Below are 23457 nucleotides of genomic sequence, written 5' to 3' on the forward strand. Positions count from 1 at the left end.
GTCTCAGGAACCGTCCCCCGAACAGAACTGATCGGCGCCGGCGTTCCAGCCGGCCGGCCGCCGCGGTGCGGCTCACCCCCTGAAACAATTGAAAGAGAAAGATCCATGACCGCACTGGAAGTCGAGGCGAAGACGGGCGTCCGCTTTTCCTCGCGTTCGCTCACTGTCGCCCTCGCCGTCGCGATCGGCTTGCTGATCCCGATACAGGCGCGGATCAACGGTCAGCTGAGCAAGGGCCTGCACGACGGGATCGAGGCGGCCACCCTGAGCTTCACCGGCGGCCTGATCCTGATGACGCTGGTCGCCATGTTCTCGCCGAAGCTGCGCGGCGGGCTGCGGACGTACGCCACGTCGATCCGGGCCCGCGAGCTGCCCCGCCGGTACCTGGCCGCCGGTGTCTTCGGGTCGACCCTCGCGCTGGCCCAGTCGACCACGGCGCTGACCATCGGTGTCGCCGTGTTCACCGTGGCGGCCATCGCGGGCCAGACGCTCAGCGGTCTGCTCATCGACTCCATCGGCTTCGGCGGGAGCCCGAAGCGGCGCCCGGGACCGCAGCGGCTGACCGGCGCCGGGCTCATCCTCGTCGCCGCCGTCATCGCGGCCATCCCCCAGCTGACCAGCACGTCCAGCCTGCTGAGCATCCTGCTGCCCGCGCTGGCACCGCTGATCGCCGGTTTCCTGCTCGGCTTCCAGCAGGCGATGAACGGCGCCACCGGAGCGAAGACCGGCTCTCCGCTCGCCGCGACCTGGGCGAACTTCTTCGTCGGCGCGGTCTTTCTCGCGATCGTCTGGGGCGTGAAGAGCGCCTTCACCGGTGGCCCGCAGTCCATGCCCACCGACTGGTGGGTCTACCTCGGCGGCCTCTGCGGTGTGATCTTCATCGGCGCGTCCGTCGTACTCGTACGCAAGATCGGAGTACTACTCCTGGGCATGGGATCGATCGCCGGACAGCTGGTCGGCTCGATCCTGCTCGACCTGGCGCTTCCCTCGGCCGGCAGCTCCCTGAGCGTTCTGACCGCGGTCGGTGCCGGCCTGACCCTGATCGCGGTCGCCACGGCCGCCAGGGAACGTCAGAAGTGACGGCGGCGGCCGGTACTTCCTCACCAACCCCCGCAACGACAACGGCAACGACAGGAAACAGGAGAATCACCATGCAGATCTTTCTGACCGGCGCGACGGGCTTCGTCGGATCGGCGATCCTGCGCCAACTGACCGCCAAGGGACACCAGGTGACGGCGCTGGTGCGCAGCGAGGCCTCCGCCGCCAAGGTGACGGAGGCCGGGGCCACGGCCCTGATCGGTGACATCACCGACATCGCCTGGCTGACCGGGAAGATCGCCGCCACCGACGGCGCCATCCACGCCGCGAGCCCGGGCGACGCGACCAGCCAGGCCGTCGACACCGCCGTGGCGACCGCCGCCACGACCGCCTTCGCGGGCACCGGCAAGCCGTACGTCCACACAGGCGGTATCTGGGTCTACGGCAATGGCGCCGCCCTCACCGAGGACAGCCCGATCGACGCACCCGCCCTCACCGCCTGGCGCCCCGAGGTGGAGCGGATCGCGCTGGGCGGCCAGGACGTACGGGGCACCGTCGTGGTGCCGGCCGTCGTCTACGGCCACGGCGGCGGCATCCCGAACGTCATCTCGGGAGCCGAGCGCACGGAGACCGGAACCCTCACCCTGGTCGGCGACGGCTCCCAGCACTGGACGACCGTGCACGCGGACGACCTGGCGGACCTGTTCGTACGGGCGCTCGAAAACGGCCGGGCCGGCTCCCACTACATCGGCTCCGACGGCCGCAACCCCACCGTGCGCGAGCTGGGCGAGGCGGCCTCCCGCGCGTCCGGCGGCGCGGGCGCGGTGCGTCCCGCGACCGTCCAGGAGACCCGCGAACGCCTCGGCGAGCTGTTCGCCGACGCCCTGCTCCTCGACCAGCAGGCGTCCGCCTCGAAGGCCCGTACCGAACTGGGCTGGCAGCCGACGCGCCCGTCGCTCGTCGAAGAACTGGAGACCGGCAGCTACGCGCCGAAGCAGTGACCTCTGCCGCCTCCTGAGCCCCGGCCGCACCAGCGGCCGGGGCTCGCGTGCGTCAGCGGTGGGTCTCGGCCGAGGCGCGGCGGGAGCGCAGCACCTCGAGCACCAGCGGCATGAGCGAGACGACAACCACGAGCGCCACGATCGGCAGCAGATAGCGGTCGACGTTGGGCACCGAGGAGCCGAGCGCGTATCCGGCGAGCACGAGACCGACGGTCCAGACGGCGCCGCCGATCATCTGCCAGAGGGTGAAGAGGCGTACGGGCACGTTCAGCGCGCCGGCCAGCGGGTTGAGCACCGTACGGACGACGGGGACGAAGCGGGCCAGCACGATGGCCTTGGCATGGCCGTACCGGTCGAGGAGTTCCTCGGAGCGCACCGCGGCCTCGTGCAGCTTGCGGCTGCGGCTGCGCGCCAGCAGGGCCCGCCCGCCGCGCCTGCCGATCCAGTAGCCGGCCTGCGCGCCCAGCAGGGCTCCGGCGACCGACGCGACGAGCACCTGCGGCAGCGAGAGGTGCGCCGCGCCGTGCACGCCGGGGACGCACAGCAGCCCCGCGGTGAAGAGCAGGGAGTCGCCCGGCAGGAAGAACCCGACCAGGAGACCGGTTTCGGCGAAGAGGATCACCGCGATGCCGAGGGCGCCGAACGCGGAGAGCAAGGAGCCCGCGTCGAGGAGGTTCACGGCCTGCGGCATCGCCGTGAGCGCGGACAGAATCATGGGACTGCTCCCGGGATCGTGGGCAGGGCGGGGCCGCGTACCCAATGGATGGCAGCGAGACCGCGGCGGCTACGAGACTGTAGACGGTCTACGGCACTGTAGACGAATGCGCGGCGGCCGCGCCGTCCCGCCCGGCCTCGCCACCCCCGGCCGCGCCTCCGCGCCATCCCCCACCCCCGCCCGGCCTCGCCACCGAGCCACCCTCACCTCCGCCCGGCCCCGACCGCGCCCGGACGCGAGACCGGCCATGCGCCTCAGCCGTACGAGCGGAGGCCGCCGACCGCTGCGGGGCCTCTGAGGTCTGCGGGGCCTGCGGGGCTGTGGGTCGCGGCGATCCGGTGGTCGACCACACCCATGGTCCGGCCCTGCCAGGCGGCTTTGGCGCCGGAGTCGCCGATCCGGTAGACCTGCACGATCGCACCGGCGGCGACGACGGCGGTCAGCACCACGGCCGCCACGCGCACCGGCGTAGGGACGGCGGCCGCACCGGCACCTCCGCCACCGAGGCGCAGGAGCAGCGCGTTGGAACGTGGTGTGTCGAAACGTGCCCCCCTGAAGCGCGACGCGCCGACAGGAGACTCCACCGCAGACGTTCCCGAAGGCCGGCTGTAGATCCACCACAAAGGCACAGACAGGACGAACAGGCAGACCACCCAGGGAAGCAATTCGTCCCCCAGTCCGGTGTGCCTGTTGACCAGATCAGTGGGAGCCACCCGCTGCTCCAGCCATTCCCCGGCGCTCGTGGTGAAGGGCACGCTCACCAGCGTCACCGCCGTAAGAAGCGGCAGCACCACGCCGAATCTCCGCATCACGAAAGGAAAGAGGGCGCAGGCCACCAGGCAGACGGAGCTGAGCGGTACCAGCACCACTACGGCGTGAATGAAAAGAACATGGGCGGGGACGCCGTTGATGGTCGTGATTCCCACGCGGCAGCTCCTTCACGACGGCGTACCGGGGGGCGGCACTGACCGGAAATGCCCATAATGCGTGAAAGATGACGTTCCGGGCGGGATTTCGCGCCGCATGAGTGGAGTCGCCGAAAACAAGGCGAAAGCTCAGTGTTCGAGTTCCGCCCGCCCCCGGCGGGAAGGCCGGAAGGCGTAGAGGTCGAGAATGCCGGGCGGCTCGGCGATACCGGGGCCGCCCGCCTCGATCCAGGCGGTGATGTCGGCGGTCGCGTCACGGTCGTTGACCAGACCGAGCCAGACGGGCCGGCCGCCGGCCAGGCGCCCTTCGGCGGACGGCTGGATGACGATGACGTTGGCGTGCTCGCACGCGTCCAGACACACCACGCTGCGGACGGTGGCCACCTCGGTGAGCGACGAACGGAGATCGGCGAGCTGGGCGGCGTGGTCGATGCCGGGGACCTTGGGAGTGCCGCAGCAGCAGTCCCGGCAGACGGTGACGGTGGGCCGGACGGCGCCCGGAGCGGGGACGGCCTTCTTGTTACGGCGGCTCATATGGCTTTCCTGTCGCGGGCGCGCGGGCCGGGCGCACCGGGGCGAGGTGCGATGAGGTACGGAAGTGCCGTACGACCAGTACGGAACTGCGGTACGACCATACGATGTACCGCACGAGGCAAGGCACGCGACCACCGGGAGCGCGGAGACGCGGTCTCAGCCGCTCTCGCCCTGGGCGATCTCGACGCGGTGGTGCAGACTCGCCAAACCGCCCAGCGCTCCCGCCGCCGAAGCCGTGGTGCACAGCAGCAGCGCGACGACGGCCGGAGCGAGCCGGCGGCGGTTGGGCGGCTTCAGCAGCGCGGTGACCCGTCGCGGGACCGGTCCTGTGGTGGCCGAGGGGGCGAAGGACGGCCGGCTGCGGGGCGCACCCCGGCCCGCGAGCGCCGCGCGGGCGACGGCTCGTGCGGTGAGGAGCCGGTCACCGGTGGCCGAGGCCGCGGCTTCGTCGGCGGCGTGCTCGACGGTCAGGGTGATGGCCGTACGGAGCTTCCGCAGGCCGGGGTGGCAGTGGGCCGCGAGGTCGGCGGCGACGAGGAAGTAGTGGTGGCGGCCCGTCAGGTGCGCGCGTTCGTGGGCGAACAGCACTTCGCGTTCCGCCGGTGCGAGCGCGCGCAGCATTCCGGTGGTGACCACGATCCTGCCCGGCTTGCCCGGCAGCGCATAGGCGTCGGCGTGTGCTTCGTCGAGGACACAGAGATCGCCGCCGAGCGGCCGGGCGTCCGCCTGCGAACGCGCCGCGCGGAACTGGCGGGACTGGCGCAGAGCCGAATGGGACACCGTGGCCGCACAGGCCACGAGCATCCCCACGGAAAGGGCGGTCGCCGGATAGATGACGGCGGCGGGGCCGACGCTCAGCGGATGGATCAACTGACCCAGCTTCGCCGGCGCGGACGCCTTCAGAGCTCCGGCGATCAACAGCGTGCCCAGCGCGGCCAGGGAGCTGAGCGCGAGCACGAGCGTGGTCACGGTCAGCGTCCACAGAGCGGCGGCGGAGTCGAGCCGCCCGACGACACGCTGCGCGAGCGGCGTCGCGACGAAGGGGGCCAGTAAGGGCAGGACAAGCAGCGCGATCATTGTTCACTGCCTTCGAGCAGGTCCTTCAGGACACGTTCGTCCTCGGTGCTGAGCTGCGAGACGAAGCGGGCCAGGACCGTTTCGCGATCGGTGTCGCGGTCGAGCTCGTGGTGCATGCGCCGCGCGGTCAGGCCCGGCGCGTCCTGGGTGGGCGCGTAGGCGTAGCCGCGGCCGGAGCGCTCCCGGCCGACGGTGCCCTTCTCGTACAGGCGGGACAGGATCGTGGTCACGGTGGTCCGTGCCAGCGGGACGGCCAGGCCCCGCTGGACCTGGGCAGGGGTCTGTGGCGTCCCGGCAGCCCAGAGGACCGCCAGGACGCTTGCCTCCAGCTCGCCCGCAGGCCGACGTTCGGCACTGGTGTCCGCCATGGGAACGCTCCTCACCCTGTGATCGTCTACAGTGGAATAGACCGTCTACTTGATTGTAGTCATTCGGGGTGGTGGCCCCGGCTTCTCCTGCTTGCCCATTATGAGAGGGCCCACTGACATGCCCGCACCTGTGTTCGCCATTCCGCTGCCGCCGACGGCAGATTCGCGCTTCAGTCACCGCCGGCCCGGGCGGGAAAGCGGGGCGAATCGATGACGCTCGCCTACGACGGCTCGTCCGTCGACGGCTCTGTCTACCTCGACGTGGTGGACCTGGCCCGCCGCGCTCCGGGGTGGCTCGACGACCTGGTGTCGGCGTGGTCCACGTACGGGCTGCTCCTGTTCGCCCTGCTGATGATCGCGGCATGGTGGCAGGCCAGAAGCAGGGCCACCTCGGCAGCCGCGGTGGCCCTGACCGCGCCGCTGATCACCATGATCGCCTTCGGGGTCAACGATCTGGTGAAGCTCGCGGTCCGCGAGAACCGGCCGTGCCAGAGCCTGCGGGCGATCACTCTGGAGGCGTGCCCGGCGTCCGGCGACTGGTCCTTCCCCAGCAACCACTCCGCCCTCGCGGCCGCCGCGGCCGTCGCTCTCCTGTTCGCCTCGCGCCGCCTGGGCATCGTCGCCCTGGTGGCAGCGGTCCTGATGGCCGCGTCCCGCGTATGGGTGGGCGTCCACTATCCGCACGACGTGCTCGCGGGTCTCGCCGTCGGCACACTCGTCGCGCTCCCCCTGGCCTGGGCGGTCCGTACGCAGCTGGCTCCCGTCGCCGAACAGCTGGCGTCCACCCGCCTGCGCCCCTTGCTGGCCACTTCGTGACACGTCGCGGCGTGGCGCGGTGGGCCGCCTGGACCGGGCTGCTCAGCCTGCTGGCCTTCGGGGCGCTCACCGCGTTCGTCGTCCGGTCCGGGAGCGGCATCCTGCCGACGGACGCGCCGACGCTCGACTGGGCACTACGGAACCGCCCCGCCGCGGCCCTCACTGCGGCGCGAGCCCTCACCAGCACCGGCAACGGGACCGTGCCCTACGTACTGGCCGCCATCGCCGGCGCACTCTCGGCCCGCGGCCTCCGCGGGCGGCTGCTGTCCGCCGCCGCTTTCCTGGCCTTCCTCGGCGCCGGCCAAGCCTTGCGGTACGCGACGATGACACTGATCGCCCGCCCCCGCCCGCCGGTGCGCGACTGGGCCACGCACGCGTCGGGCTGGTCCTTCCCCTCCGGCCACACCGCCACGGCCGCGATCACCGCCGGGCTGCTCATCACGGCGGTACTCCTGCGAAGCCCCCGAGGGAAGCGCACGGCAGTGGCCCTGATCGCCTGCTGGGGCGCATCCGTCGGCCTGACCCGCCCCTACCTCGGCGTCCACTGGTTCACCGACGTCATCGGCGGCTGGCTCTTCGCCGTGTCCTGGCTGAGCCTCGGGGCCTGCCTGCTGCTCAGACTGCTGCCGCCCCGCACGCCGACGGTGCCCGCGCCTGCGCCTTCGCCGTAGCCCAATTCCCCTCGATCTCCCTGTGCGGCGGGAACGAGGTCACACGAAGCAGTTCTCGGCGTCTTCCATTCCACTGCTCATCAGGCTCATCAATGCTCCGTATTTTCGCAGCATCGTTCATGAACCGTGAGCCTCAGCGCAACACCTCGACCAACAGCACCCAGGCATTGATCGCCGCCACGGTGATGGCCAGGACGAAGGCCGCGGGCAGCCAGAACAGGCCGCCGCCGGCCTCGGTCGCGAGGGTCACTCCGGCGGTCAGCAGGGCCAGGGTCGTGGCGGTCGCGAGGACGACCCGGATCAGCATCGGCACGGCGAGCCGGTTTCGGCCCCCGCTGACGCGCAGCGCCGTGGCGGGTGAGATCGCGCTTGCCGCGGCGATGAGCAGGATGAAGGCCGCGAGCACGCCGCGTGAGATGGCCGGAGTGAGCGCGACGATGCTGATGGCCAGAACGTTGAGCAGCGCGACGAAGGCTTCCAGGGCCCGGCCGGTCAGGAAGTTGTGGCCTTCGCGTCTGTCGATGTCCAGCACTGTCTGGATGTTGATGCTGAGGCCCACGAAAATGAGCCCGCTGAGCGCGGCCGTGGCTCCGCCCGCGCAGATGAACAGCTCTTTCCATCCTTCGGTGCTGTAGGCGGCGCTCACGACCGGGACCGTTTCCGGGAGCGTGTCGGTCGTTGCGGCATGGTGGGCTGACTCCTCGGGTCGGTCCGGTCACATCTTCGGAACACACCGGGTCGGAGGACCGACGGCATCGGCCTTTCGCGAGCCGGCCCTCAGGGCGCCGCGTTGCGACGACACCTGCGGTACGCCGCCGCACCCGAACATGGCGGCACGTTATCTCAAACCACCTATTTACGGGTGATAGCGGCACGTACTCCCGGTTCCTCGACGGTCCGGAGGGGCCGGCCGCCTCGGCCTGGCCGCGGAACCGTCGCCGAGGTCGCCGCGCCGGACCCGGCCCGCGAACGCAGGGCCAGGGCCGCGAACGCGGCCGCCGTCGAGAGCGCGGCGGCGAAACCGATCATGGTGGGACCCATGCCGAACCGTTCGCTCAGGAGGCTGAAACCGACCGACGGCACGCCCATTCCCGCGTAGCAGACGGCGAAGTACGCCGCCAGTACGCCTGCCCGGGAGTCCGGCGCGGCGGCCGGACCGGCCGTGGCCACGCCCGCCTTGAAGAGGAGGCCGGCCCCGGCGCCCGCGGCGGCGATCGCCGCCAGGTAGAGCCAGAGCACGGGGTGGTACAGAGAGAAGGCGACCAGCGCCAGACCGGCCGGGAAGAGGACGCACCCGGACGTCGCCGCCCGCGCCGGGGTAAGCCGGCCCAGGGCCAGCTGGCCCGTGGCCGCCCCGGCCGACATCAGGAAACCGGCCAGCCCCACGACGAGAGGCGAGGCGACGCCCAGCTTGACGTGGAGCATCACAGCGCCGAGGGACGCCACCAGGCCGAAGAGCGCGAAGGCGCAGAAACCCAGCACGCACGCCGTCAGAAACGCCCGACGCCCCGCCACGCGGAGAGCGAAACGTCGCGGCCGGTCCACCGACCGGCGCTCCCGCCCGACGGTCTCGGGAACGGTGAGCGCCAGGACGAGGCAGAGCGCCGTCGCGACCGCGAAACCGCCCTGGACCAGGGCCAGAGGCGCGTCGGTCCATTCGGCCGCGGCCCCGGCGAGCAGCGGTCCGAGGGCCAGTCCGCCGAGGTTCGCGGTGGTCGCGACGATGCCCGGGAAGGCCGCTCCCGGCCGGTCCGGGTGCGCCCGGTGATGGAGGTCGTGGAGATATGTGGTGGCGGTCGAGGCCATCAGGCCTATCCCGGCGCCGTTGAGCAAACGCCCGGCCAGCAGCCCCGGCAGCGTCGGCCAGAACACGTAGACGAGCGCCGCGACGGTCACCACGGAGAGGGCGGGAACGACGATCCGGCGCCGCCCGAACCGGTCGGAGAGGTGCCCCAGAGCGAGAAAGCCCAGGCCGGCGCCGACGACCAGCGCGGCGAACACCACGGTGGTCGTGGTCGTCCCGAACCCGTCGCGTTCCGCGTAGAGCGGCCACAAGGGCGTGGGCGCGGTGCCGAAGGCCATGAGCACGGTGAAGGAGAGCGCCGTGAACCAGAAGCCCGTTCGGTACGAGACCCCGGACCGGGGCGGCCCGTCGTGACCGTCGCTCGCCACCGGACACGCGGCGGACGGACGCGGGAGGGACAGGGAAGGCATGCGGAGGCTCCTTGGCGGACGGAGGGAGGCGGAATCCCGGTGGCGGGGCGGGCGGGGTACGGGAGCGCCCCGCCAGGCATCAGGCCCCGGACCCCGCGCCCGCCAGGTGTTGCACGGCGGGCATCGTGCGGCCCAGCCAGCTGAAGAGACGCTGGTGGAAGTAGGAGAGCGCGCCCATGTGGCAGTGCTCGCCGGCGCCCTCCGCCGCGGTGAACCTGATCATTTCCTTCTCACAGGTCAGCGCGTCGAAGATGCGCTGCGGCTGCCCCCTGAAGAAGTAGTCCTCCTCCGCGTCGCAGACCAGGGTGGGGCACTCGATCTGATGGGCGACGCCCTCCAGGGTGTACGGCTTGGTCATCCGGACGTACTCCGCCGCGGAGGAGGCGCCGAAGGTCCACATACCGTTGCGCAGGCCCCAGCTCACCGACGTGGACGCGTTCCTGACCAGGGCGGCGACCGCGTTGGCCGCCTCGTCCTGCCCGTCCAGGATCCACTCGGCGACGAAGGGCGGTACGGCCTTGATGTTCGTGTCGTAGAAGCTGTACAGACCGTCGTTGAGGATCAGCGCGGCCAGCCGGTGCTCGAAGGCGGCGGCCCGCGCCACCAGGAGACCTCCCAGGCTGTAGCCGAACAGCCCCAGGCGGGCGCCGTCGATCTCCGGCTGGGTGAGCGCGAAGTCGACGACCGGCGTCACCACCGCTTCCCAGTCAGGCCGGAATCGCAGCCGCTGGTCGCGCACCGCGGCGCCCTGGCCCGGGCCGTCGAAGGCCAGCACGTTGTAACCACGCTGGTTGGACGCCGCGGCGAGGACGAAGTAGGACTCCTCGAGCGTGGAGTCGAAACCGCTGTTGTAAATGAGCGTCGGACGGGGCGTGCCGGAGTCGTCCACGAGGAAGAGGTAGCCGGGCAGGGTGGTGTCCTCGTACGGGATGGAGACCGAGCGCACCGGCCGCTCCATCAGCTCGACGGCCCGGGCGAACGCGTCACGCGAGAGCTGGGACAACAGCGTGACCTCGGGGTCGTTGTCCGCGTCGTCACGGAGGTAGAAGTCCGCGGTGCGGTAGTAGTTCGAGGCCCGCAGCAGCGCTCCCCGTGCGCCGACCCGGTCTCCTGCCGCCAGCGCGTCGTCCGCGAGACCCCGCGCCCGGTCGCCCGTGGCCTTCCAGGACCGGTGCCAGGCGGCCTCGTCCCGCTCGGGGATCGCGGCGGCGGTGACGAGCACCTCGCCCAGGTCGGCTCCTTCGAAGTTGGCGAAACCGGTGGTACGGAGTGTCTCGTACGAGAAGGACTCCTCGTCGAAGAGAAATTTCATGACATGTCCTTCCGGACGAGAGGGATGGGCGGTACGTCGTTACGTTCTTGCATCGACGTTTCCGAGTAATACATATCGGACGTCGATGCGCAAATGTAACGACGTGACGATAGGCTGGCGCGATGGCGGATGCGGCGAAGACGAAGCGCAAACCGGCCGGGGCGGCGGTACTCCGGGAGGACGTGACGAGGGCGATCCTGCGTGCGACCGCCGAGGTACTGGCCGAGCGGGGATACGGGCGGCTCACGCTGGACGAGGTCGCCCGCCGGGCCCAGGTCAGCAGACCGGCCCTGTACCGGCGCTGGCCGTCCAAGCACGCCCTGACGACCGCACTCGTCGCCGACGCCGAACGCGACGCCGTGGAGAACGACACGGGCTCCCTGCGGGGGGATGTGACCGCGTTCCTCGCCGCGGCCGACGCGGGACTGCGCAATCCACTCGTCGCGCGGATCGTGCCCGACCTCCTGATCGAGGCGAAGCGTGAGACGGAGCTCGGCGAAAGCCTCACCCTCGTACGCGACACACGGCGGGCCCGCGCCGGCCGGATATTCGACCGCGCGATCGCCCGCGGGGAACTCAGTCCCGACACCGACCGGGAGATGGCTCTCGATCTGCTCGCCGCCCCGATCTACTGGCGCCTCGCGATGGCGCGGATCCCCACCGATCCCGGCTATCTGGCCCGGCTCACCGACGTCACCCTCACGGCGATCGCTGCGGCCCGCATGGGAACCGGCTCCTCTTGACGCGTCCGGCCGGACGCCTGGCGCACCGACGGAACCGTCGGTCTCTTTGACGCGCCGCCGGAACAGGGGGCTCTCCCCGGCTTCACGAGGAGGACATCGCCGCCCTCACGCACGGGGCGCGGCGACATCCGGCATCCGATACCCGGCATCGGATCAGCGCAACCGCGCCCGGACAGCCCCGTTCCCGCTACAACCCGAACACACCTTTGGGTGACAAATGGCAAATAGTGTCTCGTTTTTGATGGAAGGTTCATCTCTGGCATATCCATCTGAATGAGAGGACCCGTGTCATGCACGTTTCGTGGAAGACGGCCGCGGTCAGCGCCTGCGCCGCCCTGGTGACCGCGACGGGCGTCACCACCGTGCAGGCGGCGCCTTCGAAGGAGACCTTCGTCGCGACGAAGTCGACGGAGGGAACGGAGACGACCCTGCGCGTCACCCTCGACGCGACACCCGGCGGAGGCCCGCAGAAGCTGTCCCGGGCCGACCGCCAGAAGATCGCCGGATTCCTCGACGTGTCCACGGGCGAGTTGGTGTCCGCCCGATCGGGGACCCCCGGCGCTCAAGCTGAGGCCGACGCGCGGAAGGTGACGCCCCCGCCGGCGGCTCTCGCGAAGAAGGGACCGGCGACGCTGCGATGCGACAAGAACCCGAGCTGGAGCGATGCGCGGGGGACTCTGAGCGCACGCTTCAACTGCCACCACTCCACGATCAACTGGGGCTACAAAATCTCCGCGAGACTGCGGGCCGCCATCACCGGGCGTGTGACCGAGAAGGGGGTCTCGTGGTGGAACAACAAGAAGCGGAAGCCCGACAACGCGGGCCATGTCGTCGGAAAGACCTACCACTTCCACGGAACGCTCAAGCCGGTCAAGCACGGTGACGACGTGCAATTCCAGGACCATATGACCTTCCGGGTGAACATCGGCGGGAAGACCGGCACCGCCGCGCTCACTTGGGCCTCCCATGTGAAGGCGAAGAAGTGAGTGCGTCCACGACGAACCCGAACACCGACTCGGCGCGCCGATGGGCCGAGGACATCCTCCGACAGCTCGGCGCGCCGTCCGGACACACGCTGACCGTCACACGGGCCGCGCACACGGAGAGCGCGGAGACCGCCGAGCCGCAGACCGGCCGGCCGGGGCTCACCTCCCGGCTGCGGACGTGTCCGGACGGCGACGGAACCACCGCCGCGGCCGACGAGCCCGGAGGCACGGCCGTACGCGTCACTCTCGAATACGAGGACGGCTCCTCGGTGAGCGTACGTCTCACTCCGGACCTGAGTGAGGCTCAGGCGGTGGTCCTGCTGGCCGAGCAGCTTCAGGACAGCGTGCTGGAAAGCACCCACGGAGCACCCGCACCCGCCTGTCCGGGCCACGGACACCCGGCGACGGCCCGGGTGATCGACGGCACCGCCTCATGGTCGTGCCCCCAGGACGGCAGGACATGGCCCATCCTCAGCTGAGCACGCGGCAGTCGGCCCGCGCCGGTTGGGCAGGCCGAGTCGGGCGCGCGCGGTTGGGCAGGCCGACCATCGCACTGCGGCGCGAAGCGCGGGCCGGCACCGAAGGACAGGCGCGGGGGTGCGCGGCCTTTGCGCCCGGGCCGACTCAGCGGCTGCCGTCGGAGACGGCCGGGAGTTCCCCGTCCGCCGCCGCGGCCCGGGGGACGGCGAGCGCGGCCGGCGACGGCCCGCACAGGACCGCGTTGGACAAGTCCTGGCAGGGGCGGTCGCCGTGGTGGCGGACGATGTCACGGCCGACCTCGTCGGTCACGTAGCGCAGGAAACCGGCGACCAGCGAGTCGGGGACGGGATCGCCGTAGGTGTACGCGTACTCCGTGGCCCAGAACGGGTAGGCGCCCGCGTCGGCCGCCGCCAGGGTGGCCTTCTGGCCGCTGATTCCGACCAGGTCCACATCGGTGCGCCGGGTCGCGGAGCCCAGCTCGCTGAAGCCGATCGCTCCTGGTGTGGACGCCACTTGGTCGAGCAGGTCGTCGGTACTGTCGCGGCGGCACCGTACGACCTGCGGCATGTCCGGGTTCGTCAGCGTCCGGCAGTCGTCGGAGTTCTCGCCCGGGTCCTGTGCGCCGCCCAGGACCCGCTGTTCGAAGGCGCGCCGGCTGCCGGAGCCGGAATCCCGGCTGACCAGCCGGACCTTCCCGGGCTTTCCACCCACCTGGCTCCAGTCGGTGATCTTCCCCGCGTACAGCTGCCTGATCTGGGCCTGCGTCAGGTCGGAGACACCCGCGTTCTTGTTGGCCACGACGGTGAACAGCAGCAGGGCGACCGGCCGCGGCACCGCGCGGGGATGGCCGTTGGCCTTCGGGCCGTCGGAGAAGGCGATCACCGGAGTCCGGCCGACGCCTTTCTTCGCCCCCTGCTTGTCCAGTTCGTTCACACCCACCGCGCTCGTGTCCGACCGCAGGACGAAGTGCGCGTCGGGACAGGTCTTCTGGTACGCGCGGTACGCGTCCCGCAGTACCGGCTCGAACGCCGTCGAGCCCAACAGGGTCACCGTGCCCCTCGCACAGTCCAGTGGCGCGGCGCTGTCGTCCTTGTTCAGCGACACCACGAGCTGCGAGATGATCACCGCCGTGAGGAAGAGGACCATCGCGACCGTCGCCCGGCCGGTGCCGGTACGGCTGCGGGTCTCCTGGATCGCGCCGCTGCCCACCCCGCCCTTTATGCCACCGTGGATCCGCGGCGCCTCGAACCCCTCCTGGCGGCCTCCCCCGGTCACCTCGGCGGCCTCCAGCGCGGCGAGCACCTTGTAGTGGGCGCCCCGGTTCATCGGCACCCGAGGCAGCGAGATGACTCCGTCGGTGTAGCCGAGCCCGGAGTCGGCGCCGAAGGAATCCATCAGGAAGTCGGCGCTGACCTCGGTGACAACGATCCCTGCGACGGTCCTGCCGGGAAACTCCGCGGTGATACCGACGCGGTCGTGATCGGGCCGCGCGTAGTCGCTGGTGTCTATGTCGGTCACACCGTTGTTCTCGACGCGCAGCAGCACGAAGGACGGGTTGACCAGGGGCCGGCTGCCGTCGCCGAGACGCAACTGCTGCAAAGCCCCGGTGTATTGGGAGTGGACCAGGTCAGTGGCGGTGGTGTCCATCTGCACCCGGTAGCCCAGCCGCTTGCGCCCGTTGAAGGCGAACTCGTACAGCGCCGCGATGACCGGGACGACCAGACCCAGCACGGCGAGAGTTATCTCCCAGGGGACGTCCACGACTGCCTGCACCTCACACCTGTCCGGGAACGCACGCGCCAACTGGAGGGGAAACTATGAGCTGAGCCACGGCGATGTGCGGGAAACCGGGAAGCGTTCCGTAGGTGTTCACCCCGCGTTACGCAGGCGGCGCCAACGCCCCCCGAGAACACCTCCGTTGGAGCGCTCGCCGCGCATCCCTGGACGTTCCCGCTCGCCTCCTGGATCTTGATCCGGACAGGCCCGAGGGCCTCCACGGCTTACATGAAGGCCCCAACGGCTTTGTGCGTGAACCGGGTTCAGCCGTCCGAGTGGCTGACGCGTTCACGGACCGCCGCCCGGTCGATGCCCAAGTGCTCCATCAACTCCGCTGCCGGGTCGGGCTGTTCGCAATCGAGGATCGCGAGCAGCATGTGCTCAGGAGTAATGCGCCGGCTCCCGGACCTTTTCACCTCGCCGAGAGCACGCGGGACGACCGAACGGGCCCCGGAGGTGAAGGGGGTGCGCTTGCGCGAGACGGGAATCGGCGGCCGTTCGATGCCCCGGACATCGATACCGACGGCCGCCAGCGCGGCCCGGTCGAGGCCTTCCATGGCCGCGCGCGCGGATTCCAGGTCGACGCCGATGGACCTGGCGGCGAGCGAGTCGGGGGCGTGGAGAACTCCCAGAAGCAGGTGTTCGGTGCCGATGCGGCGGTCACCGCGCAGCCGGGTCTCTTCCAGGGCGGAGGTGACCACTGTGCGGGCACCCGCTGTGAAATGTTCAAACACTGCCGTCTCGCTTCCCGTGTTTGGTGTGCGCCGACTGCCGCGAGACGCCCAGGGCGTCCCCGATCTGTTCCCAGGACCATCCCTGACGCCTGGCCCGCGCGACTGAGGCCGCTTCGATCTGCTCAGCCAGCCGATGCAGGGCACCCACCGCCCGCAGACCAACGGCTGGATCGTGAGATTTGAGGCGTTCTGAAATATCTCCCGCTTCCATGGTGTCAGTCTGGGCTGACAGACTCCAGCCGTCAATCCAGACTGACAGCAACCCCAGAACGGGACGCAACCCCACTGGGACCATCCCCGCGCGCGGGGGTGTTCCTGTCCCCCGAATCGTCCCCGCGTCCACTACGCGTCCACTGGATCTTGGTCCGGGACAGCAGTGAGGGCCTTCACGGGTTCCGTGAAGGCCCTCACTGGTGCGTTTGCGCAGGTCAGAACGTTTTTTCGAACGTCCGTAAGGTGGGGCGGGTGGGACTCGAACCCACGGCCGACGGATTATGAGTCCGCTGCTCTAACCGGCTGAGCTACCGCCCCTTACGGCGCGTCGCGCACATGTGTGCGCGCCGTCTGCCGCAGCATAGCCGGTCATACGATCTCCTGCCTCGAATGGTCGGCATCCGCTGATCATGAGGACTCCGCCGCGCGCTGCCCGGTTCCAGGGCATACGAAAAAGGACCCCGAAGGGTCCTCTTTCCGCTTGCTCCCCCGACTGGACTCGAACCAGTAACCCTCCGGTTAACAGCCGAATGCTCTGCCAATTGAGCTACAGGGGACCGCGCTCCCCCGACTGGACTCGAACCAGTAACCTGCCGGTTAACAGCCGGCTGCTCTGCCAATTGAGCTACAGGGGATTGCTGCGTTGCACCGAACGTACCTACCCGGAACCTCCCGGGCGGCGCGCGTCCGCTGCGACACATACATTAGCGCAAGCAGGGGGGTGCTCCGCCAATCGGTATCGCCCGGTTCACGTCGGGTGACGCAGAGCCCGAAGGGGTAGGCGGAGGGGGGACAGCCCTGCGGCCTCACTCAGGGATCCGACGCACAGAAGGGTGGCAGCCATGCGGTACCGCCTCACGTTCATCGCGGGACTGGCTTTCGGATACGTTCTCGGCACGCGCGCCGGACGCGAGCGCTACGAGAAGCTCAAGAAGTCCGCGCAGCAGATGTCCCAGAACCCGGCGGTGCGCAACGCCGCCGAGTCGGCCGCGCAGACCGGACGCGAGTTCGCGGAGAAGGCGTATCACTCGGTGAGCGTCAAGGTCGGCGAGCGGTACGGGGACAAGGTGCCCGCGTCCGTCGCCGAGCGGATGCGTTCGGTGCGGGAGCGCGGCCAGAACGGGCAGGACGACTGGGGCAGCAGCAACACCTGAGGGGGACGGTGACCTCCCGGCAGCCTCCCGGACCCCGCTCGTGCGGCAGAATCGTGTGCCATGGGAATAGTCGCCGGGTTGGACAGTGCGTCCGGGTTCACACGCATCGTCGTCTGTGACGCGGACACGGGTGCCGTGCTGCGGCAGGGATACGCGCCGCATCCGGTCGAGGCGAAGGCTGTCGAGGTCGATCCCCAGGCGTGGCTGCTCTCGCTCGGCGAGGCCGCGTCCGGTGGGTTGCTGGAGGGCGTGCAGGCCATCGGCGTCTCGGCGCAGCAACACGGCATGGTGGCGCTGGACCAGCAGGGCAATCCCGTACGTGCGGCCCTGCTCGGCAACGACAAGCGGGCCCAGGTGGCCGCCGCCGATCTGGTCGACGGTCTCGGCGGCCGGCAGGCGTGGGCCGAGGCCGTCGGGTCCGTACCGCAGTCCGGGCAAGTGGTGGCCAAGCTCCGCTGGATGGCTCGGAACGAGCCGGAGGCGGCTCGGCGGACCGCGCTGGTGATGCAGCCGCACGACTGGCTGGTCTGGCAGCTGCTGGGGCGCCCGGCGCGCAGGACGACCGACCGGGGCGCCGCGTCCGGGACCGGTTACTGGTCGGCGGCGACCGGTGCGTACCGCCCCGACCTGGTGGAACTGGCGCTGGGCCATCCTGTGGCGCTGCCCGATGTGCTCGGCCCCGCCGAGGCCGCGGGGACCACTCCGGAGGGGCTGCTGATCTCTGCGGGGACCGGCGAGACGATGGCCGCCGCGTTCGGGCTCGGCGTCGGGATCGGGGACGCCGTGGTGTCGCTCGGGGCGTCGGGTTCCGTGATGGCCGTGCACCACGAGGCGCTGGCCGACCCGTCCGGAATGATTACGTCGTTCGCGGACGCCACGGGGATGCATCTGCCCGTCGTTCACACCGTGAACGCCGTACGGGTACTGCGCGGGACCTCGGCGCTGCTCGGTACGGAGGATCTGAACGAGCTGTCCGCGCTGGCGCTCAAGTCCACGCCGGGCTCCTCCGGCCTGGTGTTCCTGCCGTATCTGGAGGGTGAGCGGACCCCGCACCTGCCGCACACGGCGGGCACACTGTCCGGTCTGCGCCGGGAGTCGATGAAGCCGGAGCACCTGGCGCGGGCCGCGTTCGAGGGGATGCTGTGCTCGCTCGCCGACGCGATGGACGTACTGCGCGGGCGCGGGGTCGAGGTGCGACGGGTGTTCCTGCTGGGGGCCGCGGCAGGACTGCCCGCCGTGCAGGCGGCGGCGCCGTCGATCTTCGGCGCGCAGGTCGTCGTACCGGAGCCGGCGGAGTACGCGGCGCTCGGCGCGGCCAGGCAGGCGGCCTGGGCGCTCGGCGCCGCGCGGGGGAACCTCTCCCCGCACCAGCCGCCGGCCTGGCAGGGCGCGGAGGCGCAGGCGTTCGAGGCCGGCGAGGACGGACCCGTCGGGGCCTCAGTACGGCAGCAGTACGCGGCAACGCGCGACCAGATCCATCCGGGCGCTTTCGGCGCCGGGAAGAGCGGTACGGGGGCGGGCCTCGCGTCCGGGGCTTCGGAATGAGCCGGAAGACCGGCCGGGGCAGGCCATCGGGTCGGCGGGTGCCGTGCCGCGGGTTCTTGACCTGTCCTTGGACTTAATACCTTGAAGTTCCCGGGGTGGGTTACCGCAAGATGGGTTCGAACCCCGATCTTGCCGACTCCGAGAGACACGCGTGCTCCTACGACTTCTGAGAACCCATCTCGCGCCGTACAAAAAACCCATAGCCCTGCTGGTGATCCTCCAGCTGCTCCAGACGGTCGCCACCCTCTATCTGCCCACCCTCAACGCGGACATCATCGACAGTGGTGTCGTGAAGGGGGACACGGGCTACATCCTGGAATTCGGCGGCGTCATGATCGCCGTCAGCGTGGTCCAGGTCGTCTGCAACATGGGCGCCATCTTCTACGGCGCGCGCACCGCCTCGTCCGTCGGCCGCGACGTACGGGCCGCCGTCTTCTCCCGGGTGCAGAGCTTCTCCGCCCGCGAGGTGGGGCAGTTCGGCGCCCCCTCCCTGATCACCCGCACCACCAATGACGTCCAGCAGATTCAGATGCTGACGCTGATGACGTTCACGCTGACGGTGTCCGCGCCGATCATGTGCGTCGGCGGCATCGTCATGGCGCTCGGCCAGGACGTACCGCTGTCGTCGGTGCTGCTCGCCGTGGTGCCGGTGCTCGGTGTCGCCGTGAGCCTGATCGTCAGGAAGATGCGGCCGCTGTTCCGGCAGATGCAGAAGAAGCTGGACAGCGTGAACCGGGTCCTGCGGGAGCAGATCACCGGCAACCGCGTGATCAGGGCCTTTGTCAGGGACGACTACGAGAAGGAACGGTTCGGGCAGGCCAACGGCGAACTCGCGGGGCTCCAGCTGTCCACGGGACGGCTGATGACGCTGATGTTCCCGACCGTGATGACGGTCGTGAACGTGTCGTCGATCGCCGTCGTCTGGTTCGGCGCGCACCGCATCGAGAGCGGCGGCATGCAGATCGGTGCGCTGACCGCGTTCCTCTCGTACCTCATGCAGATCGTGATGTCCGTGATGATGGCCACGTTCATGTTCATGCAGATGCCGCGCGCCGAGGTGTGCGCCGAGCGGATCGTGGAGGTGCTGGACACCAGGTCCAGCGTCGTACCGCCGGAGAACGCGGTGCGGGAGCTGGAGCGCCACGGCCATCTGGAGGTACGGGGGGTGGAGTTCGGCTTCCCCGGCGCCGAGGAGCCGGTGCTGCGGGAGATCTCGCTGACGGCGCGGCCGGGCGAGACGACCGCGGTGATCGGGTCGACGGGCAGCGGGAAGTCGACGCTGCTGAGCCTGATCCCCCGGCTGATGGACACGACCGGCGGCCAGGTGCTGGTCGACGGGCAGGACGTACGGGGGCTCGATCCGGCGCTGCTGGCCAAGACCGTGAGTCTGGTGCCGCAGAAGCCGTACCTCTTCTCCGGGACCGTCGCGACGAATCTGCGGTACGGCAACCCCGAGGCGACCGACGAGGAGTTGTGGCACGCGCTGGAGGTCGCGCAGGCGAAGGAGTTCGTTTCCGCGCTGGACGCGGGTCTCGACTCACCGATCGCACAGGGCGGTACGAATGTGTCCGGCGGGCAGCGGCAGCGGCTCGCGATCGCCAGGACGCTGGTGCAGCGGCCGGAGATCTACCTGTTCGACGACTCGTTCTCGGCGCTCGACTACGCGACGGACGCGGCGCTGCGGCGCGCGCTGGCGCGCGAGACCTCGGAGGCGACCGTCGTGATCGTCGCCCAGCGGGTGGCGACCATCCGGGACGCCGACCGGATCGTGGTGCTGGACGAGGGCCGGGTGGTCGGCACGGGCCGCCATCACGAGCTGATGGCCGGGAATGAGACATACCGGGAGATCGTGCTCTCCCAGCTGACCGAGGCGGAGGCTGCCTGATGAGTGGTGCAGGCGGACGCGCGAGCATTCCGGGCCCCCGCATGGGCGGCCCCGCGGGACGCATGATGGGCGCCGGCCCCGCGCAGCGGTCGATGGACTTCAAGGGCTCGGGCAAGCGGCTGCTGCGGCGGCTCACCGTGGAGAAGACCCTGCTCGTCTGGATGATCGCGGCCGGGATACTGAGTGTGGCCCTGTCCGTGACCGGTCCGAAGATCCTGGGGAAGGCCACCGACCTGGTCTTCGCGGGCGTCATCGGCAAGCAGATGCCGGACGGGACGACGAAGGCGCAGGCGATCGACGCGCTGCGCGCCAAGGGCGAGGGGTCGCTCGCCGACCTGCTCTCGGGGGTGACCTTCACCCCGGGCCACGGCATCGACTTCGGCCAGGTGGGGAACGTACTGCTGGCGGCCCTGGTCGTCTATCTGGCCTCCGGGCTGATGATGGTGCTGTCCACGCGCATGTCCATCCGGATCATCAACCGCACGGTGTACCGGATGCGCCAGGACGTACAGGCGAAGCTGTCGCGGCTGCCGCTGTCGTACTTCGACCAGCAGCCGCGCGGCGAGGTGCTGAGCCGGGCGACGAACGACGTCGACAACATCGCGCAGACCATGCAGCAGACGATGGGCCAGCTGGTCAACTCGGCCCTGACCATCGTCGGTGTGCTGGTGATGATGTTCTGGATCTCGCCGCTGCTCGCGGTGGTGGCGCTGGTGACGGTGCCGCTGTCGCTCGTCGTGGCGACCCGGGTCGGCAAGCGGGCGCAGCCGCAGTTCGTGCAGCAGTGGAAGGTCACCGGCAAGCTCAACGCCCATATCGAGGAGATGTACACCGGGCACGCGCTGGTGAAGGTGTTCGGCAGGCAGGACGAGTCGGCCGAGCTGTTCCGGGAGCAGAACGACCAGCTGTACGAGGCCACTTTCAAGGCGCAGTTCAACAGCGGGATGATGCAGCCGCTGATGATCTTCATCTCCAACCTCAACTATGTGCTGGTCGCGGTGGTGGGCGGGCTGCGGGTCGCCTCGGGGTCGCTGTCGATCGGTGATGTGCAGGCGTTCATCCAGTACTCGCGGCAGTTCTCGCAGCCGCTGGCGCAGGTCGCCTCGATGGCGAACCTGGTGCAGTCTGGGGTGGCCTCGGCCGAGCGGATCTTCGAACTGCTCGACGCCGACGAGCAGGATCCGGACGGTCCTGTGGTGGAGCGGCTGCGCGAGCCGCGGGGACGGGTGGCGCTGGAGGAGGTGGCGTTCCGCTACGACCCGGAGAAGCCGCTCATCGAGAACCTGTCGATCTCGGTGGAGCCCGGCCAGACGGTCGCGATCGTCGGGCCGACGGGCGCGGGCAAGACCACGCTGGTCAATCTGCTGATGCGGTTCTACGAGGTGACGGCGGGCCGGATCACGCTCGACGGTATGGACATCGCGAAAATACCGCGCGAGGAACTGCGGTCCGGGATCGGCATGGTCCTCCAGGACACCTGGCTGTTCGGTGGCACGATCGCGGAGAACATCGCGTACGGCGCTTCGCGTGAGGTCGGCCGGGAGGAGATCGAGGAGGCGGCGCGGGCCGCGCACGCCGACCGGTTCATCCGTACGCTGCCCGACGGTTACGACACGGTGATCGACGACGACGGCACCGGGGTCAGCGCCGGCGAGAAGCAACTGATCACCATCGCGCGGGCGTTCCTGTCCGACCCGGTGATCCTGGTGCTCGACGAGGCGACCAGCTCGGTCGACACCCGTACCGAGGTGCTGATCCAGCAGGCGATGGCGCGGCTGGCGCACGGCCGTACGAGCTTCGTCATCGCGCACCGGCTCTCCACGATCAGGGACGCGGACGTGATCCTGGTGATGGAGAACGGTTCCATCGTGGAACAGGGCACGCACGGCGAGCTGTTGGCGGCGCAGGGCGCGTACGCGCGGCTGTACGCGGCGCAGTTCGCGCAGGCGATAGCCGAAGTGGACTGATTGCCGGGAAGTTGACTGCTTTCACAGCCCGTTGCGCGTCCGGAGCCGCGCCCCTGCCGACTCGGCGGGGGCGCGGCTCCGTTCGGTCGAGGCACCGGTCGAGCCATCAGTCGAGGTAGCCGCGTAATTGTTCGGCCGAGGAGTGGACGCGCAGCTTGTTGAGGGTCTTGGACTCGATCTGGCGGATGCGTTCGCGGGTCACCCCGAAGATCCTGCCGATCTCCTCCAGCGTGCGTGGCCGGCCGTCCATGAGGCCGTACCGCAGCTGGACGACCTCGCGTTCGCGCTCACCGAGGGTGGAGAGCACCGCTTCCAGATGCTCGCGCAGCAGGAGGAAGGCGGCGGACTCGGCGGGGGACGCGGCGTCGCCGTCCTCGATCAGGTCGCCGAGCGCGACGTCGTCCTCCTCCCCCACCGGCAGGTGCAGGGACACCGGTTCCTGGGCGAGGCGCAGTACGTCCGCGACCCGTTCGGGGGTCAGCTCCAGCTGGGCGCCGATCTCCTCGTGGGTCGGCGCGATGCCGCGCTCCTGGAGCAGGCCGCGCTGGACCTTGATGACGCGGTTGATCAACTCGACGACGTGGACCGGCACTCGGATGGTACGCGCCTGGTCGGCGAGCGCGCGGGACACCGCCTGGCGGATCCACCAGGTCGCGTACGTCGAGAACTTGTAACCGCGTGTGTAGTCGAATTTCTCAACGGCCCTGATCAGACCGAGATTTCCCTCCTGGACCAGGTCGAGCATGGTCAGTCCGCGACCGGCGTAGCGCTTGGCGATGGAGACGACGAGCCGCAGATTGGCCTCGATGAGGCGGCGCTTGGCCACCCGGCCGAGAACGACCAGCCGGTCGAGGTCCAGGGCGAGCCGGGTGTCCGGACCGGGCGCGGAGCCCAGCTTCTCCTCGGCGAACAGCCCGGCCTCGACACGGCGGGCCAGCTCCACCTCGTCGGCGGCGGTGAGCAGTTGAACGCGGCCGATCTCGCGCAGGTACTGCCGGAACAGATCGGAGGAGGGGCCGCCGGTGTCCGTACGGGTGCTCCGCCACGCGGGCGGTTCCGGCACACCGGGCATGTCGGTTTCGATCAGGGTCAGGGTCTGGCTCTGCACCGGGCGACCTCCTGGGTGATCGCTGCACGACGAGCGGATCCACGGGGTGAGAAGGCCCGCCTCGGCTGATCGGCCGCGCTCCGAGGACACAGGCACCGCAACCAGTGTGGGGGACGGGCATCGCCGCCACGAGAGGCGTGCGCGCACTTTCTGAGTCCCTTACGTGATCGGGCGGTTACCCGGGGGAGACCTTC

General features: G+C 70.0%; 22 protein-coding genes and 3 tRNA genes. 11 read left to right on the forward strand and 14 right to left on the reverse strand.

The window, feature by feature from the left end:
* Positions 1–105: 105 nt before the first annotated feature.
* Together ACIP6N_RS06585 and ACIP6N_RS06590 are read left to right on the forward strand one after the other, a co-directional pair.
* The gene (locus ACIP6N_RS06585; RefSeq protein ID WP_401813380.1) at positions 106–1080 is read left to right on the forward strand and encodes a DMT family transporter; all 975 of its coding nucleotides are present in this window, start codon (positions 106–108) and stop codon (positions 1078–1080) included.
* A gap of 71 nt (positions 1081–1151) precedes the next feature.
* A complete protein-coding gene (locus tag ACIP6N_RS06590) occupies positions 1152–2039 on the forward strand; it encodes an NAD-dependent epimerase/dehydratase family protein (protein ID WP_401813381.1) in 888 nt (295 codons plus the stop codon).
* A gap of 52 nt (positions 2040–2091) precedes the next feature.
* On the opposite strand, the gene ACIP6N_RS06595 is transcribed toward ACIP6N_RS06590, so the two are convergent.
* The 5 genes from ACIP6N_RS06595 to ACIP6N_RS06615 form a co-directional block, all read right to left on the reverse strand.
* Positions 2092–2754, reverse strand: coding sequence for a DedA family protein (locus ACIP6N_RS06595; protein ID WP_401813382.1), 663 nt, complete (start codon positions 2752–2754; stop codon positions 2092–2094).
* Positions 2755–3008: 254 nt separating this feature from the next.
* The gene (locus tag ACIP6N_RS06600; RefSeq protein ID WP_401813384.1) at positions 3009–3680 is read right to left on the reverse strand and encodes a hypothetical protein; all 672 of its coding nucleotides are present in this window, start codon (positions 3678–3680) and stop codon (positions 3009–3011) included.
* A 129-nt stretch (positions 3681–3809) separates the two neighbouring features.
* On the reverse strand, positions 3810–4214 hold the full coding sequence (locus tag ACIP6N_RS06605; RefSeq protein ID WP_401813385.1) for a (2Fe-2S) ferredoxin domain-containing protein: 405 nt from the start codon (positions 4212–4214) through the stop codon (positions 3810–3812).
* Positions 4215–4370: 156 nt separating this feature from the next.
* Positions 4371–5291 carry a M56 family metallopeptidase gene (locus ACIP6N_RS06610; protein WP_401813387.1) on the reverse strand — a complete coding sequence of 307 codons (921 nt, stop codon included), beginning with the start codon at positions 5289–5291 and terminating at the stop codon, positions 4371–4373.
* Entirely contained in the window at positions 5288–5659 is a 372-nt protein-coding gene (locus tag ACIP6N_RS06615) for a BlaI/MecI/CopY family transcriptional regulator (RefSeq protein ID WP_401813389.1), read from the reverse strand. Before ACIP6N_RS06615 ends, ACIP6N_RS06610 begins: the two co-directional genes overlap by 4 nt.
* Positions 5660–5869: 210 nt before the next feature.
* Here ACIP6N_RS06615 and ACIP6N_RS06620 point away from each other — a divergent pair, with 210 nt between their 5' ends.
* Complete coding sequence (locus ACIP6N_RS06620; protein WP_401813390.1) at positions 5870–6475, forward strand: phosphatase PAP2 family protein; 606 nt, start codon at positions 5870–5872, stop codon at positions 6473–6475.
* Between the two features lie 11 nt (positions 6476–6486).
* Entirely contained in the window at positions 6487–7146 is a 660-nt protein-coding gene (locus ACIP6N_RS06625; RefSeq protein WP_401813392.1) for a phosphatase PAP2 family protein, read from the forward strand.
* Positions 7147–7279: 133 nt separating this feature from the next.
* Here ACIP6N_RS06625 and ACIP6N_RS06630 read toward each other — a convergent pair whose 3' ends face one another.
* The 3 genes from ACIP6N_RS06630 to ACIP6N_RS06640 form a co-directional block, all read right to left on the reverse strand.
* Positions 7280–7792 (reverse strand): hypothetical protein, encoded by a 513-nt coding sequence (locus tag ACIP6N_RS06630; RefSeq protein WP_401813393.1) that lies wholly within the window; start codon positions 7790–7792, stop codon positions 7280–7282.
* Between the two features lie 206 nt (positions 7793–7998).
* A complete protein-coding gene (locus tag ACIP6N_RS06635; RefSeq protein ID WP_401813395.1) occupies positions 7999–9360 on the reverse strand; it encodes an MFS transporter in 1362 nt (453 codons plus the stop codon).
* A gap of 79 nt (positions 9361–9439) precedes the next feature.
* A complete protein-coding gene (locus tag ACIP6N_RS06640) occupies positions 9440–10672 on the reverse strand; it encodes an alpha/beta hydrolase family protein (protein ID WP_401813397.1) in 1233 nt (410 codons plus the stop codon).
* Positions 10673–10794: 122 nt separating this feature from the next.
* Here ACIP6N_RS06640 and ACIP6N_RS06645 point away from each other — a divergent pair, with 122 nt between their 5' ends.
* The 3 genes from ACIP6N_RS06645 (at position 10795) to ACIP6N_RS06655 (ending at position 12880) form a co-directional block, all read left to right on the forward strand.
* Complete coding sequence (locus tag ACIP6N_RS06645; protein WP_401813399.1) at positions 10795–11415, forward strand: TetR/AcrR family transcriptional regulator; 621 nt, start codon at positions 10795–10797, stop codon at positions 11413–11415.
* Between the two features lie 290 nt (positions 11416–11705).
* The gene (locus tag ACIP6N_RS06650; RefSeq protein WP_401813400.1) at positions 11706–12401 is read left to right on the forward strand and encodes a hypothetical protein; all 696 of its coding nucleotides are present in this window, start codon (positions 11706–11708) and stop codon (positions 12399–12401) included.
* Positions 12398–12880 (forward strand): hypothetical protein, encoded by a 483-nt coding sequence (locus tag ACIP6N_RS06655; protein WP_401813402.1) that lies wholly within the window; start codon positions 12398–12400, stop codon positions 12878–12880. Before ACIP6N_RS06650 ends, ACIP6N_RS06655 begins: the two co-directional genes overlap by 4 nt.
* 145 nt (positions 12881–13025) lie before the next feature.
* Here the strand turns inward: ACIP6N_RS06655 and ACIP6N_RS06660 are convergent, their stop codons facing one another.
* The 5 genes from ACIP6N_RS06660 to ACIP6N_RS06680 form a co-directional block, all read right to left on the reverse strand.
* A complete protein-coding gene (locus ACIP6N_RS06660) occupies positions 13026–14642 on the reverse strand; it encodes a PstS family phosphate ABC transporter substrate-binding protein (RefSeq protein ID WP_401813404.1) in 1617 nt (538 codons plus the stop codon).
* Between the two features lie 278 nt (positions 14643–14920).
* Positions 14921–15358 (reverse strand): Clp protease N-terminal domain-containing protein, encoded by a 438-nt coding sequence (locus tag ACIP6N_RS06665; RefSeq protein WP_401813406.1) that lies wholly within the window; start codon positions 15356–15358, stop codon positions 14921–14923.
* 490 nt (positions 15359–15848) lie between these two features.
* Positions 15849–15922 (reverse strand) — tRNA-Ile (locus tag ACIP6N_RS06670).
* 166 nt (positions 15923–16088) lie between these two features.
* Positions 16089–16161 (reverse strand) — tRNA-Asn (locus ACIP6N_RS06675).
* A 5-nt stretch (positions 16162–16166) separates the two neighbouring features.
* Positions 16167–16239: transfer RNA gene (locus tag ACIP6N_RS06680), tRNA-Asn, on the reverse strand.
* 207 nt (positions 16240–16446) lie between these two features.
* Here ACIP6N_RS06680 and ACIP6N_RS06685 point away from each other — a divergent pair.
* The 4 genes from ACIP6N_RS06685 (at position 16447) to ACIP6N_RS06700 (ending at position 22155) form a co-directional block, all read left to right on the forward strand.
* Positions 16447–16758 (forward strand): YtxH domain-containing protein, encoded by a 312-nt coding sequence (locus ACIP6N_RS06685; protein WP_401813407.1) that lies wholly within the window; start codon positions 16447–16449, stop codon positions 16756–16758.
* A gap of 60 nt (positions 16759–16818) precedes the next feature.
* On the forward strand, positions 16819–18303 hold the full coding sequence (locus ACIP6N_RS06690) for an FGGY family carbohydrate kinase (RefSeq protein ID WP_401813408.1): 1485 nt from the start codon (positions 16819–16821) through the stop codon (positions 18301–18303).
* Between the two features lie 151 nt (positions 18304–18454).
* Positions 18455–20188, forward strand: coding sequence for an ABC transporter ATP-binding protein (locus ACIP6N_RS06695; RefSeq protein WP_401813410.1), 1734 nt, complete (start codon positions 18455–18457; stop codon positions 20186–20188).
* A 41-nt stretch (positions 20189–20229) separates the two neighbouring features.
* On the forward strand, positions 20230–22155 hold the full coding sequence (locus ACIP6N_RS06700) for an ABC transporter ATP-binding protein (protein WP_401813526.1): 1926 nt from the start codon (positions 20230–20232) through the stop codon (positions 22153–22155).
* 106 nt (positions 22156–22261) lie between these two features.
* Here ACIP6N_RS06700 and ACIP6N_RS06705 read toward each other — a convergent pair whose 3' ends face one another.
* The gene (locus tag ACIP6N_RS06705; RefSeq protein ID WP_401813527.1) at positions 22262–23302 is read right to left on the reverse strand and encodes an RNA polymerase sigma factor; all 1041 of its coding nucleotides are present in this window, start codon (positions 23300–23302) and stop codon (positions 22262–22264) included.
* Positions 23303–23457: the final 155 nt, after the last annotated feature.

Source organism: Streptomyces sp. NPDC088725 (assembly GCF_044751305.1).
Lineage (GTDB): Bacteria > Actinomycetota > Actinomycetes > Streptomycetales > Streptomycetaceae > Streptomyces.